This window comes from Paraflavitalea soli, from assembly GCF_003555545.1.
Lineage (GTDB): Bacteria > Bacteroidota > Bacteroidia > Chitinophagales > Chitinophagaceae > Paraflavitalea > Paraflavitalea soli.
In genome coordinates this window covers 5,581,732-5,599,792 of the sequence record NZ_CP032157.1, presented here as the reverse complement: position 1 = coordinate 5,599,792, position 18,061 = coordinate 5,581,732, and the positions used below count along the sequence as shown (strand labels likewise).

The following is an 18,061-nucleotide window of genomic DNA, read 5'->3' as shown; positions in this document are numbered from 1 at the left end:
CGGTTAGTCCGGGACAAATGTCCCATCTTTTTCTATAGCCACAGCTAAATTGCAGAAAAAATAACGTGCATGTGGTTTACACGAAAACTTGGACTTATTTTAATCGTCATTTTTATGGTATCCTGTAATGACAATAGCAAAACAGCGGTGGCTCTTTTGCCCAAAATAGAATTGCACCAGCACATGGACTGTTCACTGAGCTATGAGGTGGTGCATCAGTTAAATCCTGCCATCACGTTGGAGGATTACAAACGGGATTTCATTGCACCTGCCAAATGTACTGACCTCGCCGATTACATAACCCGGGCAGTAAAAGCAGTTGACCTCATGCAAACCGAGGAGCAGCTAAGGCTGGTTACCCTGGATGTGATCAGGCAGTTGAAAAAAGACAATGTCATCTACGCAGAGATGCGCTTTGCGCCACTGCAGCACCTGCAAAAAGGGCTAACACCCGTACAGGTAGTGCAGATCGTGAACGATGCCGTGGAAGCCGGTATCCGTGAAACAGGTGTACAGGTGGGGATCATCCTTTGTACCCTGCGTCATTATTCAACCATGCAAAGCATGGAGACGGTGATGCTGGTAGAGCAGTTTAAAGGAACACATATCGTTGGTTTCGACATTTCGGCTGATGAGGCCGGCTATCCGATCGATAACCATACCGGCGCCTTCAAATATGCCCATGAAAAAGGCATCCCCTGTACCGCCCATGCGGGTGAGGCAAAGGGTGCTGCCAGTGTATGGGAAACACTGCAACATTTCCATCCTGCCCGCATTGGGCATGGTGTACGCAGCATGGAAGACCCAACCCTGATGACCTATCTCAAAGAGCATGATATACACCTGGAAGTATGTCCTACCAGTAATATTCAAACGGCTATTTATGATAGGATCACTGACCATACCGTGAATAAGATCTACGAATCAGGCGTTTCCATGAGCGTCAACACGGATGCGCGTACCATATCTGATGTGAGCCTCAACTCCGAATACCAGTTACTGGCCGACACCTTCCATTGGAAGAAAGCCCAATTCCTGCGTTGCAACCTGGAAGCCGTGGAGCATGCTTTTACCAGTAAAGAAAACAAGCAATTGTTGCGGGAGAAATTGATAGCGGGGTATCAGTAGGACCCTTGTGATAGATAGCCTTGAAAGACTGGTTTTATTACAGCCGGCCAGACCGCTTCAGACGGGCTGACCGGTTTTCGTTTTAAAGTGCAGGGTTAAGAGTATGTATCTTTGGTGGTATGAAGAGTGCCAAAGAATACCTTGATCAGCGTTTTCCGCAATTTGAACCTGAGCTCAGGCAATTGCTGGCTACGCATTGTGTAGTGAAATCACTGCAGGCAGGAGAAAAGATGGTACAAACGGGGCAGTATTTCCGTTCCACCATGCTTATTGTAGAAGGCAGGGCAAAACTTTACCGGGAAGGGGAGGAAGGAGGTGAATTTTTTATGTATTACCTGGAGCCTGGACAGGCTTGTGCACTTTCGATGATGTGCTCCACGCGTCAACAAGTCAGTGAAGTAATGGTGATCGCGGAAGAAGATACGACGGTACTGTTGATACCAATAGGTATTATGGATGACCTGATGGGTCAATACAAAAGCTGGTATTATTTCGTGATCGAAACATATCGTACGCGTTATGAAGAACTGCTGGTAGTCATTGATCAGGTGATCTTTAAAGGGATGGATGAACGACTGGAATTTTACCTCAAAAACCAGTATAAAAAATTACAGAGCCGGGAGCTCGCTATTACGCACCAGGAAATAGCCAATGACCTTAACACTTCAAGAGAAGTGATATCGCGGTTATTGAAGAAAATGGAGCAACAACAAAGGCTGGTACTTCATCGTAATTATATTGAATGGCTGGAAACGACCTAATCTTCACAGCAATAGCCTGTTACGCATAATTTTTGAGAGGCTGCCCGTTCTGTGACAATTGTCACCGTACAGGTTCCTGGCCTTTTGCAACTTTGCCCTGTAAATGAAAGGGATATGATAGCAATGGGTTATATAGGAGCTGCGATGATTGGCATTACGCTCGGACTTACAGGAGGGGGAGGATCTATTCTTACGATGCCGGTGCTCGTGTATCTTTTTGGTATCAGTCCGATAGTGGCTGCCGCTTATTCTCTTTTTATCGTAGGCTCTTCGAGTCTGGTAGGTGCAGCCAGTAAAATCAGGCATCAGCTGGTGAGTTATCATTCGGTCTTGTATTTTGGTTTACCTTCTTTACTGGCTGTATTTGCGACACGGAAATGGCTGATGCCAGTCTTACCAGAGGTGATTTTTGCATGGAATGATTTTACGGTGACCAAAGGAGGCTTTACGTTGGTGGCGTTCAGTGTGTTGATGATCATTGCCGGCATTGGAATGATCCGGAACAAAGAAGCCACGGCAGCGGCTGAGACGCTGCGCATACATCCATTGCGAATTGGGGTGCAAGGTGTAGGTACAGGTTTGATCACGGGGCTGGTAGGCGCTGGCGGCGGATTCCTGATCGTGCCCGCGTTGATATGGATGCTGCGATTGCCTGTTAAAACAGCCATCGGGAGTTCCTTATTGATCATTGCTATTAATTCACTGGCGGGATTTGCCGGAGATGTGATGAATTATACGATCGACTGGCCACTGGTGCTTACAATAGCCGGAATATCCATCGTGGGCATTTTTATCGGCAACAGATTACAGGGATTAATTCCGTCAGGTCATTTGAAAAAAGGATTTGGCTGGTTCGTATTGGGGATGGGGATCTACATAATTCTTAAGGAGTTATTCTTATAACGGCTTAACCTGACGGAAGTCATGGTTCCAGTGGCTGTAAATAAACAATTTTGTATATAAAAACATTATAATTAAAAAGGACTATATGAAAATAGAACAGATCTATACGGGGTGTCTGGCACAGGGAGCCTATTATATCCAGTCCGGCAAGGAGGTAGCGATAGTTGACCCCCTGCGGGAGGTGCAGCCTTATATTACCAAGGCCGCCGCCAATGGCGCTACCATCAAATATATTTTTGAGACACACTTCCATGCTGATTTCGTGTCGGGCCATATAGACCTTGCCAAAGCAACGGGTGCCACTATCGTATATGGACCGCTGGCAGCACCGGCTTTTGCAGCGCATATTGCTACGGATAATGAAGTGTTTAAATTGGGAAATGCTACTATCAGGGTGCTGCATACGCCGGGGCATACCATGGAATCTACCTGTTACCTGCTGGCAGATGAAGAGGGGAGAGAGACCGCTTTATTTTCCGGCGATACACTTTTTATAGGTGATGTAGGCCGTCCCGACCTGGCACAAAAAGCAGCGCATATGACCCAGGAAGAACTGGCCGCCACCTTGTTTGATTCTTTGCGCAACAAGATCATGCCGCTGGCCGATCATATCATCGTGTACCCGGCCCATGGAGCCGGCTCTGCCTGTGGTAAGAACATGGCCAAAGAAACTTCTGATACACTCGGCCACCAGAAGCAATACAATTATGCCTTGCGGTCCGATATGACGAAGGAGGAATTTATAAAAGAAGTGACCGAAGGACTTACACCACCACCTGCCTATTTTCCACAGAATGTAAAAATGAATAAGGAAGGATACGAAAATATTGCACAGGTATTGAAGCAGGGTACGCAACCCCTCAGTGTAGAAGCTTTTGAAGCCGCTGCCAATGAAACAGGGGCTTTGATGCTCGATACCCGTGCGCCCGAAGTATTTGCCCAGGGCTTTATTCCCAACTCCGTTAATATTGGTATCGATGGCAGTTTTGCCCCCTGGGTAGGCGCCCTCGTATCTGATATTCATCAGCCCATCCTGATCATTGCTGAGCAAGGCCGGGAAGAAGAAGTGGTGACCCGCCTGGCCCGCGTAGGGTATGATTCCTCCATTGGTTATTTGAAGGGAGGTATCGAAGCCTGGAAACAAGCCGGGAAAGAACTGGATGAAATTGAATCGATCTCCGCAGCCGGCCTGGCTGTCCTGCTGCAAAAGGACCCTGCCTTGCCCATAGCCGATGTACGCAGGGAAAGCGAGTACGTATCAGAACATATAATTGGTGCAGAGAATATGCCACTGGATTATATCAATGACCAGGTAGCCAAACTGGATAAAAACAAAACCTGGTATGTACATTGCGCCGGTGGTTACCGCTCTATGATCTTTAATTCTATATTGCGGGCCAGGGGCTTTGATAAACTTATTAATGTAGAGGGAGGGCTCAAAGCCGTTAAAGAAACCGGCCTTGTGCCAATGAGTGCTTATATTACCCCTACTACCATGCTTTAATCTATAAATAGTTACAATAGTTACATGAGCAATATTATCGACCTGATCAGGCAGCCCTGGCCCTGGTACGTGGCAGGCCCGCTGATAGGTCTTACCGTACCGGCTTTGTTACTGCTGGGTAATAAACAGTTTGGGATTTCTGCTAACCTGCGGCATATCTGTGCGATGTGCCTGCCTGCCAATATTTCTTTCTTTAAGTACGACTGGAAAAAAGAAGCGTGGAACCTGATGTTTGTAGCAGGCATACTATTGGGCGGTATTATTTCCGCATGGTTACTGGCCAATCCCGCGCCTGTAAAGGTAGATCCCGCCCTCGCCACCGAGTTGTCCCGTTATGGCATCCATAACTATGATAACCTGGTGCCTGCAGAAGTGTTCAGCTGGCAACAACTTTTTACCGTGCGGGGACTATTAATGATGGTAGGAGGCGGCTTCCTCGTAGGCTTTGGTACCCGCTATGCAGGCGGCTGTACCAGCGGTCATGCCATTACGGGGCTCAGCAACCTGCAATGGCCATCACTGGTAGCCACCATTTGCTTTATGGTGGGTGGCTTCATCATGGCCAATTTTATTTTACCATTTATTTTATCCTTATAAATTATGCAGTCTGTTATCGATACTGACCTGGAAGGCCGTTCACCGGATACGATAGCCGCAAACGGATCAACGCCCACTCATTGGTACCACCATCTCAGATACCTCGTGGTGGGCATATTGTTTGGGATCGTTTTTGTGAAAGCTGAAGTGATCAGCTGGTTTCGCATACAAGAAATGTTCCGTTTCCAGAGTTTTCATATGTATGGCGTTATTGGCTCTGCCGTGGTGGTAGGCGCCATCTCCGTATTCCTGATCAAACGGTTCAATATCAAAACTATTGACGGAGAGCCCGTGGTCTTTCATTCCAAAAAGTTCAATAAAGGCCAGGTGATCGGTGGTTTGCTGTTTGGACTGGGTTGGGCCGTTACCGGCGCTTGTCCGGGGCCTTTGTTTGCACAGATAGGAACCGGCGCTACGGTCATCATCGTGGTATTGCTGAGCGCCATAGCAGGTACCTGGGTGTATGGACGGTTCCGGGATAGACTGCCGCATTAGGCGCAGTTTTAGCTATTCAAATTGATAAATAATGATATGTGACAGGCTGTCCGGTATCCGGACGGCCATTTTTATGCCCGATAATCGGTCAAACCGGGGTGTTTGGGGAGGCGCCTGCGCGCTGGGGGCTCCCTGTCATTAAATTTAGGCCAGCTCTTGCTTCTGCCGGTACATCCTGTATATTTGTCCAGTTTTGAATCATATAAAATACGCTGACAATCTGTTCATTACAACAGTCCGTAAATGTGTAATAGATAACGCCGGGCAGCATCCCTTTTATTATCGATACAAGTAGTTAATGCTGAAAGTAGTTGTATCTTTTATAACGGTACAGGAATGCTGTGCGTAAAAGTATTCATGATCTTTTTGTAATAATCTGACTGATCAGCGACTTATTATTCAATCAAATGTTTCATTCAATATGCTGCAAAGCTTGTGTTATAGTTACCTAAACCCAATAAACTTCCATGCTTAAAAATTGGAAAAACCTCTTCGTTAAATCCGAAGGGACTGAAGAAGAGAAAAGCAATACGCAGGAAACATTTTCCTTTCCGGTAAACAATACCAGTTCTGGTACCGCACCTGCTGCTAACAGTTATAACCCTGCTCCTGTTAATGATCCGGTAGTCAATGAAGTGATACAGGTATATGAATCCGGTCTTGAGTCGATCAATATGCCCGGCTATGACTTCTATGAATTTTATAAAGCCATCAGCAGTACAGGACAGGTCAATGAGCATACCTACCAGCTTGCCTACCAAATGGCCAGGTCATTGGACAAAACCATCACGGTGCAGAAGCTGATGCATGACGCAGAATTCTACATCAGCAAGATCAATGAGGTACATGGCAACTATGTGAACCAGGGACAGGGCAAGCTGCGATCGCTGGAAGAAAAAAAGAGTGCAGAGAAAGGGCAGCTACAGGGTGAAATAGACCGCGGCTCCGCACGCATATCACAACTGAAAGCTGAATTGCAGCAGCTGGAAGCAGAAGTGAATACAAAAAGAAACACCTTGTCGAAGATCGATGAGGGCTTTGCTCCGCAGGAGAAAGCCGTGCGGGATAAATTGATCGCCAACGATACCGCCCGCCAGGCGAGTATTGCCAAACTGAATACGATCAAAGAAGGGATATTCAAATACATTAAGGCATAACCTATCAAACCAATAAAGATGTCGTCAGAATCAACCAAGGTGCTTGAGTTACCTATCCTCAAACACTTCGAAAAAAGCCAGATCACTTTTAATCCCAAGAATTGGAGAAAGGGAGAAAAAGGTATTGCCTGGGTGGTAGGACTGGTATTACTGGGCACCATTGCCTGGGGATTGTATCAATTCATTTTGCCCATCGTGTTTACCTGGATAGGCCAGGTGATGGGTGCCATTGCCGCAGCTGTACTGGTGATCGCTTTTTTTATCATGCTGCCTGTGATCATCAAAGGCATGAAGAAGCTGGCAAGGTCGATGCATAAAATGTTGATCCGGTATGATCCATTTGGCGAACTGGAAGAACAAAAAGAGAAGATGATCCAGAACCGTGTACAGTTCAAAGAAGCAAAAGCGAAGATCAAAGCGATCAAGTCGAATATGGAGTCCGAGTCCATCAAGGCCGAGAAGGAAGCGAAGGACTACCAGGAAAAAGTATTGGTATTGCAGGCAAGGGCCGAGGCTACCAAGAACAAGATGAAAGAAATTGAGCAAAGGATTGGTGAAGCTGCCAAGGACTCAGATGCCTATGTAGACCTGCAGACCAACATTATGAAAACCCTGAGTGAAGGACAACGGGTAAGTCATATGTTGAACCAGAGCACCAGCCTGGTACGCAAGTACGGCAGCCGTGCCCACGTGATCGGAAAGCTGGACCGGAAACTCAATATGGTAGATACTGCCATGGAGATCAAGATCGCCGATTTTGAAGTGAGTATCGATATGCTGAAAAAGGAGTATGCTTTTGCACAGGCGGCACGTAGTGCTACCGAACAAGCCAAGAGCGCGATGTTGTTTACCAAAGGGTGGGAACTGGAATACGCATTGGATGTAGTAACCGATACCATTGCGCTTGACCTGGCCAGCACCCGTGAAAACCTGCTGGACCTCGATTCACTGACCAGTCAATATTCTTTGGACAGCGATGAGCTGTATACCAAGCTGGACAAATTGTCTGATCAGATCAAGACGGATAATTACGATATCCCTGAATCCAAGAAGTACAGCAATCCGAATTACCAGCTTACACAGGAAGACAAGCAGGAGAGCAAAGGATTCGGAGATATATTCAATTAAACCCTTTAATAAATCATACAGAACATGAAATGGTCAAATCTCACCTTTTTTTCTAAAACCCTTATAACCGTAGCGATTGCTGCTGTGGTGGGCGGAAGTGTTTATTTCCTCTCTCCGGGTTTGCGGGTCGATGAATCCAAAAAGGTTGACAAATTAGAAGTATCCGATAAGGATGTAAACAATGTAACTACTTCAGCAGAATTGCCTGTGCCAGGCGATGAAGCTTCAACCGAGGTGGCTTCCAAGCCCCTGGTGCGCATAGCGGGATATGCCTGGAATGCCCAGTCAGGAATAATCGTATCCAATGGTGGACCTAAAACAACCAAAGGTTCTATCATGGAAAAGAATGGTGTGAACCTGGAGATCATTCGCCAGGACTGGTTGACTGAACTGCGTAACCTGCAGATGAAGTTTATAGAAGAACTGGACAAAGGAAATTCTTTCCCCAAAGAAGGTGCTGCCGGTATCATCATCATGGGTGATGGCGTTCCTTTTTATATCAGCTCTGCCCAGCAGGCCCTCGATGATAAATATGGTGCTGGTAAATACCAATTACAGGTGGTGGGCGCTGTTGGTTTAAGCTATGGTGAGGACAAGCTCATCGGACCACCCAGCTGGAAAATGAATCCCCAATCCATGAAGGGTGCATTGGTATCCGCTGTGATTGGTGATGGTGACTGGGTTACGGCAGTAAACTATGCCTCTGCCAATGGTATTAAGATCAATCCCGATCCTGCTACCTATGATGCAGAAGCGGTAAACTTCCTGGCTTCCGCCAATGATGATTATATTGAATCAGCCAAAGAACTGATCAAATCCCAAACACAGAAGTGGACCGTGCCGCTGAAAGAAGTAAAGGCAGGCAAACTGACCGGCAAGACCATCGACAAAAAAGTAGATGGTTGCGCTACCTGGACACCTGGTGATAAAATGGTTTTTGACGCCTTGACTGGTTTTACCGATGTAGTATCTACCAAGGAGTTTAACAACCAGATGGCTACTTCCATCATTTTTGTACGCCAGTGGGCAGAAGCCAACAAAGACATCGTGAGCAATATTCTTAAATCTTCCTATGCTGCTTCTAACCAAATGAAGCAATACGAGACCTGGAAGAAAAGAGCTTCTGAAACAACGACGAAGTCGTTTAATATGGAGACGCCTGAGTATTGGTACAACATGTTCAAAGGTCAGCAAGGCGAAAAAGGTGGCATCTCTTATAATATGGGTGGGTCCAGGGTATTTAACCTGGCCGATGCCAACCAGTATTATGGTATTACCGATGGCGTGAATCGTTATAAGGCCGTATATGACCAGGTATCACGTTACCTGAAGGATCTGAACCCGGCGGGCTTTAATCAGAATGTAAAGCGTATTGTGCCTTACGAAGAAGCAGTGAATTTATCCTTCCTGAAGGAAGTGAAAGATATTGATGCGGGTGCTACCTATACTACAGACTATTCCAAGAAGGCCACCAGCGTGATGGCTTCCGGCGAATGGCGCATCAACTTCGATCCGGGCCGTGCTACCATCCGTCCTGAAGCAAAGGATGTGCTGGAGCAGATCTATAACCTGCTGGTACAGGCAGAGGATTCCAAACTGGAACTGGTAGGTCACACCGATAATACCGGTACACAGGATGGTAACTATTCTTTGTCTACTGCCCGGGCGGAAGCAGTAAAAAATTACCTCATTCAAAAAGGCATACCTGCTACCCGTTTCCAGAAAATAGATGGAAAAGGCCAGGACGAGCCCGCCGCAGACAATAGTACTGCTGCAGGCAAGGCGAAGAACAGACGTGTAGTTATTAGTCTTCTTAAATAATCAATTGATGGAACTAAAGAAATGGTTCAGGCCTTTTGAGACCGTCAATCAAAGGCAAGGGTTACTTATTGGTGGCATATGGCTGGTGCTGGTATTGGGTTATTGGTTTTTGTCTTCTGCCGGCGCCAAGCATTTGTTCCCCACTCCGGGCCAGGTATGGGAAGGCTTCAGCTCGCTGTACCAGGAAGGACTGGTAGTGCATGTGGCCAGTTCACTGGCACTTTGCCTGCAGGCCACCTTGTTGTCCATCGTGGTATCGCTGGTGATCGTATACCTGTCGCCACTGCCAGCCCTGAAACCCCTGGCGCAAACATTCAGCAAGCTGCGCTACCTGCCGCTCACGGGTATTACTTTTTACCTGGCCATCCTGGTAAAAGATGCCCGCACCATGCAGATCAGTGTATTGTTTGTGTTCATGAGTTTGTACTTCATCACCTCGCTACTGGCCGTGTTGAAAGATATTCCGACAGAAGAAATTGATCATGCCCGCTCCCTCAAGTGCAGCCGTTGGGAAGTACTGTGGGAAGTGGTGATCAAAGGACGGATGGATTATGTGGTCGATGTGCTGCGACAAAACCTGGCCATTACCTGGATGATGCTGGTAACAGTAGAATCTATCCTGGTGGCGGCCGGCGGCCTGGGTGTATTGATCAAGAACAGCGATAAGTTCATGAACCATGGACGTATAGTGGCGTTGCAACTGGTGATCCTGCTGGTGGGCCTGCTGCTTGACAAAGTATTGCATGTAGCCAGGAAATCATTCTTCAAATATTCAACCTTCTGATAAGCTATGGCTATCGCATACGAACAAAAAGATACCATCCTCCATGTGGAGAACCTCACGGTGGCCTATGGCGAAAAGGTGATCCTTCAAAATGTGAACATCGTTGAAAAGGATACCGTACGTGCGGGGAAATCACAAGGTCAGGTTATTGCTGTGCTGGGCCGTTCAGGCCGTGGTAAATCCACCTTATTCCGGGCTTTGACCGGATTGGAAAAACCTACCTCAGGACGCATACTGATCCCTGATTATTCAAAGCCTGCTGCCAATGGCCAGCAACCAGCCAAGCTGGTACAGGAGGGCGATGTAGGTTTTGTGAACCAGAAGTATACCCTGTTTCGCCATAAAACCGTATACCAGGCCTTGTGGTTTGCGTTGCGCAATACCACCTTGACGAAAGCAGAGAAAGACGAGAAGATCATGCATTACCTGCAGGAATGGGGACTGGAAAAGAACAAGGACCAGTATCCTAATTTCCTTTCCGGTGGCCAGCGGCAGCGTACCGCCATCCTGGAGCAGCTGTTGAGTTCGGGCTATTATATGGTGCTGGATGAGCCTTTCTCCGGATTGGATGTGGGCAACATTATCAATGTAAAGAAGTCCTTTGAGCTCATCAGCCAAAGTCATGAACTGAATACGATCCTGTTCAGTACCCATGATATTGAACTGGCGGTTGAACTGGCGGATTCTATTTATATTATCGGTTACCCACAGGATGAAAAAGGCAACACCATTAATGTGGGTACAGTGCTCAGGCATTTTGACCTGAAGCAGATGGGGCTTGCCTGGCATGATGGACTTCGGGCAGAGCATTTAACCTGCGTGCAACATATCAAAGAGATCATGTTGAAGGGATAATTGTCCGAACCGGGATTAATAAAAAAGACCTTACCAGCCAGTAAGGTCTTTTTTATGCTTATTTTTTGATGACGAGGCCCTGATCGGGTACCCATTTGTCATACTCCATATAGGTGGCTACACTGCGGGCCGTTTCCAGTCCGCGTAGCTTGGCCACCAGGTGCAGGGCGCCGTCAATACCCGCAGAAATGCCTGCTGTGGTGATCACTTTACCATTATCAACAAAGCGGACATTGGACAGCACTTTCGCAGAAGGCACCGCCTTTTGCAGGTTGGCAATACTTTCATGGAAAGTAGTAACGGTGAGGTTGTCCAGTATGCCTGCTTTTCCCAGGATAAAGGCCCCTGTGCACACAGAGAAATAATAGTCGGGAGTGGGTTGACGCTTCAACCATTCAATCACCTGGGGATCGTTTGTCGCATTGCCGGCATTCCCGCCAAAAAAGGCAATGATGTCCGCTTTTGGTGCATCCTCAATACTGTAATCGGGAATGATCTTCAGGATACCTTGTGAAATGATCGGGGTTCTTGTTTTGGAAACCGTGAATACTTCAAACTTTGCATAGGAAAATACTTCCATGGGGCCTGCAAAGTCCAGTACTTCAACGCCATTCTGCAGGTAGAAGGCAATGGTTGTCTTTTTGGCTTTCATATGTTGACGATGTTCTTCTGTTGTTTGCTGTATCAATGTCATGCCGCAATGAGGGCATTTACCGGCTGCTGTAAAGGAGAGGCTGTCACAGGAATTGTCGCAGGGCGGGCAGTACCAGGCTTTGGCCTGCTGCGCTGCTAATGGTGTACGTGCTAACAACAGGAGGAAGAGAAAAAGGTAATGCAGGAGGGATTGTTTCATGGCTATACTTTTTACAAAAGTACCTGCCAGAGAGGAAGTAAACCGGGACAGGGTAGCGCAGTATCGGGACAATTAAGCTGCGAGCCGTGAGCTACGAGCTGCGAGCGAATACAGTGGATTGACCTGATTGCGGGTGAGGTCAGGAGTTGAGGGCGGCTGATAAGGGGACTTTATTTTTTGAGGAGCTGACGCAACTGGTTGGTGCTTTTAAGGCCGCAGAGGGCAGCTATTGATTGCATGGTATGGCCTTCACGCAATAACTGCTGAGCGCGTTCTTTACGAAGGAGGTCAATGTATTGACTGATGGAGATATTGGTTGTTTTCCGGAACAGGCGTGTGAGGTTACGGCCACTCATGTGCACCTGTTGCGCCAGTTGTTCGATATTGGTCTTTTTATCCAGCGATTGAGCGAGTATGTCCTGCGCCTGGTGGATACGGTCTTCCAGGTGATTGCGGTATTGCAGAAAGGCGCTGAGCTGGGGATCAGCGGTTGTCCGGCGCATATATACCACCACTTCTTTGGCGATCTGTGCAGCAAAGCTGGTGCCGAACAGCTGTTCCAACAGGAATAGCGATAGGTCTATGCCAGAAGCCACGCCTGCACTGGTGTACAAATTGCCCGATTGTACAAACAGCCGGTTTTGCTGTACCTGTACCTGTGGGTAGCGCAGTGTGAACCGCTCTATGTACTTCCAGTGCGTGGTACAGGGTTGCTGGTTGAGCAGTCCGGCCTGGGCCAGCAGGAAGGCGCCGGTGCAAACGGAACAAATAATGACCCCATTTTCGTGTTGTTGTGTCATCCAATGCTGGATAGGCCGGGAGGAGACCTGCAGAAAATGTTCATCCAGTAATAAGGATGCTTCAAGCCCGGGAACAAATACAATATCGCCTTTATGTAAGACCAGGCTATTGAAGTCGACAAGTTCGGATAGCGAAAGGTGGCTGCTGCTTTCTATGCTCTTTTCATGTGCCTGTATATTGGTGAAATGCAGCTTTACGGGTGCATCATAACTCAATGCTTCGTAGAAGATATGAGCGGGTCCGGTAATATCAAGCAGGTGTACCCTGGGCGGGATGACAAATACGATTTGTACCACAGCTTTATTAACAGGTTGCATCATATGATCTCTATGCCGGCAGCCCGGTAGGGGTTCAATAATTCATGGATTGGGTCCAGTTCTGTAATAAGGCCGTGAAGTTGGGTGAGCGCGCAAAGTTGTACAGGCTTTACCATATTGATCCTATCCGCCTTGCATAAGCCAATGACCTTCTGCGAGCTTTCGATCATGGCTTTCTTGATCTGTGCTATTTCCCAATCAATTTCGCTGACGCCCGTTTGGGTATCAATGGCTGGTATATCCAGGAGGCATACATCGGCTTTTATCTGCTTTATTTTAGCAATGGCCTCACTGCCCACGGTGAGCTTGCCATTTTTGGAGACCTTATCACCAATAATGATCACCTCTATCGAAGGGTGACGGGTAAATTCTACAATGGCCTGAATGCTGCCTGAAATAAAAGTGGCTTTGAGCTCTTCGGGAAGTGTACGTGCGAGCTGGCTGGTAGTGCTGCCGCCGCTGGTCATCACAAACATGCCCCTGTGGATAAGGCGGGCTGCTTTCTCTGCAATGATCGTTTCAGGAAGCGTGCTATCCTGATCAGGCAGTGTTTTCTCCTTGGGAGGCAGCTGGATATGTTCTTCCGTATAGTCGAGCGATAAGGCGCCACCGTGTACTTTAATAAGTTTGCCTTTATTGGCCAATTCCTGTAGATCACGACGTATCGTATCCTCCGACACATTCATCTTTTGAGAAATATCGGCAGAGATCACTTTTTGGTGGTCGGTGATCTGTTTTAAAATATAGGCTTGTCTTTCTTTTTTAAACATGCTGCCTGATTTGTATATGGAATTATAACTGAAGCTATGGCGCTTTATTGTAAAATCCAGCAAGATTGAATGATTTATGGAATGGACTGAGCAATCAGGGCTCCCGGCGAACCATCAATACTTCCTGGGTTGTAATTTTTTTAACAGTTGATCTTTCTTACTACGCGAAACATCTACTGATGATCCATCACTCATGATAAGATTTCCACCTTCACCTTTGATATACTTGCGGATCTCATTGAGGTTAACAAGAAAAGAGTGATGCACCCGCATGAACATAAAGTCTTCCAGCATTTCTTCCACCTCTTTAAGTGTACGGGAAACGGTGATCTTAAGTTTGTCTTTTAGTGAAATAATGGTGTAGTTGCTGCTGGAGGCACAACTGATAATAGCGTCAAGGGGTACGAGTTGCAGTCCTTCCATAGTAGGCAGGGCTATCTGGTTGACCTGCTGGGATGGCTGATGTAGTTTTTGTAACAGGATCTGCAGCTGCTGTGGTAAGGGCCGTTGTAAACGCTGGAGAGCCTTTCTTACCGCTGCCTGCAGTTCCGTACGGTCAATAGGCTTCAATAAGTAATCCAGGGCGCTGAACTTGATGGCTTTGAGTGCATACTGATCGTAGCTGGTGGTGAATATCAGGTCGAAATCAACGCCAGGCAGCCGCTCCAGCAGCTGGAAGCCATTCATATGGGGCATTTCAATATCCAGGAAGACCAGTTGAACAGGATGGGTTGTAATGGCTGTGATCGCCTCTGCAGCCGAATGGCATACCGCTTCAACCGTTACCTCGGGTACATGCCTTTCCAGCAAAGTGCTGAGCACCTCACAACAATAGGGTTCATCGTCTACTATGATGGCTTTGATCATGATCGTTTTATCAAACTGTTTCCTGCAGGAATTCCTTGTACCTGATCTCTACCGTGACCTGGGTGCCGGTAGTATTGCCCAGTTCGTCGGTAATGTCTTCTATTCTATAAAAATGTTGCACAGACCTGTCTTCATTAAAGAGCGCCAGGCGGTCTGCCGTTAGTTTAATGCCTAAGGATTTTATTTTCTCGGCCGATTTGCTTTTGATCTCCGCAGCACGGGCCCGCCCGATCCCATTGTCTGTAATAATGCAATTTAGAATATTATTCCGCATACTAAAAGCTACCGATAGCTGGCCATGGCCTTCTTTGTGCATTAATCCATGCCAGATAGCATTTTCACAGAAGGGCTGGAGTAGTAAAGGTGGAAGTAATATGTTGGATGGCTCTATATCATTGTTATAGATAATGCTATAATCGAAACTGTTTTTGAAACGGAGCTGTTCCATTTCCAGGTAGAGACGCAGCATTTCGATCTCATCTTCCAGTACTATGAGCGGCTTTTGAGAATTGATGAGTACGAGGCGAATAAGCCTGGAAAAGCGGGTAAGGTAATCAGAGGCTTTGTCGGGCTCGTTTTTAAGGATAAAACGATTGATGGAGCTAAGGCAGTTAAAAATAAAATGAGGGTTCATTTGCGCCCGCAGGGCCTGCATTTCAAGTTCAGTGGTACGGTGTTCCAGGTCTTTCTGTATCCTTTCATTGCGCAGCTTTTCATTTTTACGTTTCAGGGAGATATTGCCTAATAACGCAAGGCTCAGGACTGCCAGTAGCAGGAGGCCTCCCATCAGGATATTTCTTAATAGCTGGTTACCCCTGAGTTTTTCCTGCGTAATGAGCTTTTCCTGTTCCAGGAGTTTTATCTGGGCTACCCGCTTATCGTCTTCTGCGATGCGCCGGAATTCAAAGAGTTTTCCTTTTAGCTGATCGTTCAATACGGCCTCTTTCATTTGAACGTATTGCTTGTAGTAGCTATAAGCGAGCGCTGGTTGGCGTAATCCTTCATAAATATTGGCCAGCAGCTCATAGGCATTGCGGATATTGAGCCTCGCATTCTTTTCCTGTGCCAATGCCAATGCTTCCAGGGCGTATTGCTTTGCTTTTGCAAAGTCTTTTTTGATAAGGTATACTTTGCCTAAACCCAATATGGAGTACAGGAATAAATGTTTTTCACCTCCTGGCTTTAAGGTATCGTATAAATAGGTAAACAGTGTATGTGCAGAATCATATTGCTGACGGAGCAGGTAGTATTCGGCTAACCGTAGCTGCGTCGATTTGCTACCAGGGTTGCCATTAAAACTTTGCTGGTAAAAGTCCCTGGCCGAATCAAATTTTTGCAGATTGCAATAGAGGTCTCCCATCGACTGCATCAGGTGCCTGTTGCACCAATAGCTTTTTCCAGGATGGCAGTCATTGGCTTTTTTATAATATTCCAATGCGCTGGTATAATCGCCGATATTCCTGTAAGACTTGCCTATTTCTGTGAGTGATAAAACTTTGTTGGCTACATCATTCAGTTCTTCACTTAACACCAGGGCTTGCTGTGCGCCTTCAAAGGCCTTTTCATAATTGCCCTGGTTGCCGTAGATGGTACTGATCGTCATGATGGCGTCTAAAATTTGCCTTTCCATGTTGAGCTTTCTGAAGTATTGAATGGACAAGGTGATAGTATCTATGGCCTGTTGGAAATTGCCTTCATACCAGAGGGCCTGACCGATACCCCTGTAACCAAAGGCAGCCATGGTGTCGTTTTTTATTTCTGTTGCCAGTTGGGTGGAAAGCCGGTACCAGGGCAGCCCTTCTTTGGGCTTTGAGAGCTGCAGGAAAGTGTTGGCATGCAGGCTGGCAGCAAAACAAAGGCCTTTTTGATAACCCATCCTTTGTGCTTCATAAACTGCCTGGCTGGTATAAACAATGGCAGAATCGGCTTTAATGGTGTAGCTATGAACATACCGCGCCGCAATCATATTCAGGCAATCAACTTTGGATGTTCCGGTAGTAAAGGGCAGTTGTGCTTTTAATTGCACCAGTTTATTATCCTCTATTTGCCTGGCATGGGCAGGGATAGAAAGAAGCGGTATAAGTAAAGCAATTAGTAATAGTCTTCTCATCATAAATTTCTCACATTGTTACAGGCAGCACTAAGCTTGGTCACGCTGTATGATTTAAAGCTAATATTTATTGGGGAATAAGGAGGCCAGAGTGAGTCAGTAACGATAAGGGATGATGATTGGCTGGGGTGGGTGAGTAAGTAACCTGGACTTGCGTGGAGGGTGAATACTGAACAGGATAACAATAATGCAATATAGTTGCAAATAGTAATAAATACTTACCTTTGGTCTTATGGAGACAACAAGTACCATTCCCAAAGGATTATTTGATGTGATCATTGTTGGCGGAAGCTATGCCGGCCTGGCTGCTGCCATGACCCTTGGCAGGTCATTGCGCAGGGTGTTAATAGTGGACAGCGGTTTGCCCTGCAACCGGCAAACGCCCCACTCCCATAATTTCATCACCCAGGATGGTGAGAAGCCCGGAGCTATTGCCCAGCTTGCGTTGAAACAGGTGCTGGCCTATCCCACTGTGCAATTTATCCAGGGAAAGGTGACAGAGGCACAGCGCAACGGAGATCATTTTACTATCAAGGCGGCATCGGGAGAGCAGTATACAGCTTCGAAATTATTATTTGCCACCGGCATAGCGGACATTATGCCCAACCTGCCTGGCTTTGCTGCCTGCTGGGGCATTTCTGTACTGCATTGCCCCTATTGTCACGGGTATGAAGTAAAGGGAAATAAGCTGGCCGTATTAGCCAATGGAGAGATGGCTTTTGAATATGTGCGGCTCTTACACCAGTGGAGTCAGAACCTGGTCTTATTGACCAATGGCTCCTCTACGCTGGGGGCAGCATTAACGGATAAATTACAACAACATAATATCCCTATTATTGAAACACCCCTTCAGGAGTTGGTACATAACGATGGTTATATAACTGCCATTCGCCTGGCTGATGGATCGGTGCTGGAAGTAGATGCAATGTTTCACAAGCCGGCTTTTCGGCAACATTGCGATATCCCTGAAGCATTGGGGTGTACGCGCACGGAGCAGGGTTTTCTGCAGGCAGATGAGTTTGGGAAAACAAATGTGCCGGGCGTATACGTAGCAGGTGATAATTCGAGCATGATGCGTTCGGTAGCTGCAGCAGCGGCGGCCGGCAATAAAGCAGGCGCCTGGATCAATAAGGAGCTGGTAGAAGAACGTTTTTAATACCGGTAGTCAGTAAGAGAACATAAAATTAAAAAGCGGAAGGTATTACCTCCC

17 protein-coding genes are annotated in these 18,061 nt (G+C 46.9%); 12 read left to right on the top strand and 5 right to left on the bottom strand.

Features of this window, described 5'->3' with window-relative positions; genetic code table 11:
• The first annotated feature begins 114 nt into the window (after positions 1-114).
• From add to D3H65_RS21025, 11 genes are all read left to right on the top strand, one after another.
• Positions 115-1,128 carry an adenosine deaminase gene (gene add, locus D3H65_RS21075; RefSeq protein ID WP_119052211.1) on the top strand — a complete coding sequence of 338 codons (1,014 nt, stop codon included), beginning with the start codon at positions 115-117 and terminating at the stop codon, positions 1,126-1,128.
• Between the two features lie 119 nt (positions 1,129-1,247).
• Positions 1,248-1,889, top strand: a complete 642-nt coding sequence (locus tag D3H65_RS21070) for a Crp/Fnr family transcriptional regulator (RefSeq protein ID WP_119052210.1) — start codon at positions 1,248-1,250, stop codon at positions 1,887-1,889.
• A gap of 114 nt (positions 1,890-2,003) precedes the next feature.
• Complete coding sequence (locus D3H65_RS21065; RefSeq protein WP_119052209.1) at positions 2,004-2,792, top strand: sulfite exporter TauE/SafE family protein; 789 nt, start codon at positions 2,004-2,006, stop codon at positions 2,790-2,792.
• Positions 2,793-2,877: 85 nt separating this feature from the next.
• Positions 2,878-4,296, top strand: a complete 1,419-nt coding sequence (locus D3H65_RS21060; protein ID WP_119052208.1) for an MBL fold metallo-hydrolase — start codon at positions 2,878-2,880, stop codon at positions 4,294-4,296.
• Positions 4,297-4,320: 24 nt separating this feature from the next.
• Positions 4,321-4,893: a YeeE/YedE family protein gene (locus tag D3H65_RS21055; RefSeq protein WP_211345527.1), complete on the top strand. Its 573-nt coding sequence runs from the start codon at positions 4,321-4,323 to the stop codon at positions 4,891-4,893.
• A gap of 3 nt (positions 4,894-4,896) precedes the next feature.
• Complete coding sequence (locus D3H65_RS21050; protein ID WP_119052207.1) at positions 4,897-5,388, top strand: YeeE/YedE family protein; 492 nt, start codon at positions 4,897-4,899, stop codon at positions 5,386-5,388.
• Positions 5,389-5,855: 467 nt separating this feature from the next.
• Positions 5,856-6,545, top strand: coding sequence for a hypothetical protein (locus tag D3H65_RS21045; RefSeq protein ID WP_119052206.1), 690 nt, complete (start codon positions 5,856-5,858; stop codon positions 6,543-6,545).
• Between the two features lie 18 nt (positions 6,546-6,563).
• Entirely contained in the window at positions 6,564-7,673 is a 1,110-nt protein-coding gene (locus D3H65_RS21040; RefSeq protein ID WP_119052205.1) for a hypothetical protein, read from the top strand.
• A gap of 24 nt (positions 7,674-7,697) precedes the next feature.
• On the top strand, positions 7,698-9,494 hold the full coding sequence (locus tag D3H65_RS21035) for an OmpA family protein (protein ID WP_119052204.1): 1,797 nt from the start codon (positions 7,698-7,700) through the stop codon (positions 9,492-9,494).
• A gap of 7 nt (positions 9,495-9,501) precedes the next feature.
• Positions 9,502-10,278, top strand: a complete 777-nt coding sequence (locus tag D3H65_RS21030; RefSeq protein ID WP_119052203.1) for an ABC transporter permease — start codon at positions 9,502-9,504, stop codon at positions 10,276-10,278.
• Between the two features lie 6 nt (positions 10,279-10,284).
• Entirely contained in the window at positions 10,285-11,133 is an 849-nt protein-coding gene (locus tag D3H65_RS21025) for an ATP-binding cassette domain-containing protein (RefSeq protein WP_119052202.1), read from the top strand.
• Positions 11,134-11,191: 58 nt separating this feature from the next.
• Here D3H65_RS21025 and D3H65_RS21020 read toward each other — a convergent pair whose 3' ends face one another.
• From D3H65_RS21020 to D3H65_RS21000, 5 genes are all read right to left on the bottom strand, one after another.
• Positions 11,192-11,986 (bottom strand): DJ-1/PfpI family protein, encoded by a 795-nt coding sequence (locus tag D3H65_RS21020; protein ID WP_119052201.1) that lies wholly within the window; start codon positions 11,984-11,986, stop codon positions 11,192-11,194.
• 170 nt (positions 11,987-12,156) lie between these two features.
• Positions 12,157-13,107: a GlxA family transcriptional regulator gene (locus tag D3H65_RS21015; RefSeq protein WP_119052200.1), complete on the bottom strand. Its 951-nt coding sequence runs from the start codon at positions 13,105-13,107 to the stop codon at positions 12,157-12,159.
• On the bottom strand, positions 13,104-13,874 hold the full coding sequence (locus tag D3H65_RS21010; protein ID WP_119052199.1) for a DeoR/GlpR family DNA-binding transcription regulator: 771 nt from the start codon (positions 13,872-13,874) through the stop codon (positions 13,104-13,106). The genes D3H65_RS21015 and D3H65_RS21010 overlap by 4 nt, the downstream gene beginning before the upstream one ends.
• 114 nt (positions 13,875-13,988) lie before the next feature.
• The gene (locus D3H65_RS21005; RefSeq protein WP_119052198.1) at positions 13,989-14,741 is read right to left on the bottom strand and encodes a LytR/AlgR family response regulator transcription factor; all 753 of its coding nucleotides are present in this window, start codon (positions 14,739-14,741) and stop codon (positions 13,989-13,991) included.
• 10 nt (positions 14,742-14,751) lie between these two features.
• Positions 14,752-16,854 (bottom strand): tetratricopeptide repeat-containing sensor histidine kinase, encoded by a 2,103-nt coding sequence (locus D3H65_RS21000; RefSeq protein ID WP_119052197.1) that lies wholly within the window; start codon positions 16,852-16,854, stop codon positions 14,752-14,754.
• Positions 16,855-17,083: 229 nt separating this feature from the next.
• Between D3H65_RS21000 and D3H65_RS20995 the strand changes: the two genes are divergently transcribed.
• A complete protein-coding gene (locus D3H65_RS20995) occupies positions 17,084-18,007 on the top strand; it encodes an NAD(P)/FAD-dependent oxidoreductase (RefSeq protein WP_119052196.1) in 924 nt (307 codons plus the stop codon).
• Positions 18,008-18,061 lie beyond the last annotated feature (54 nt).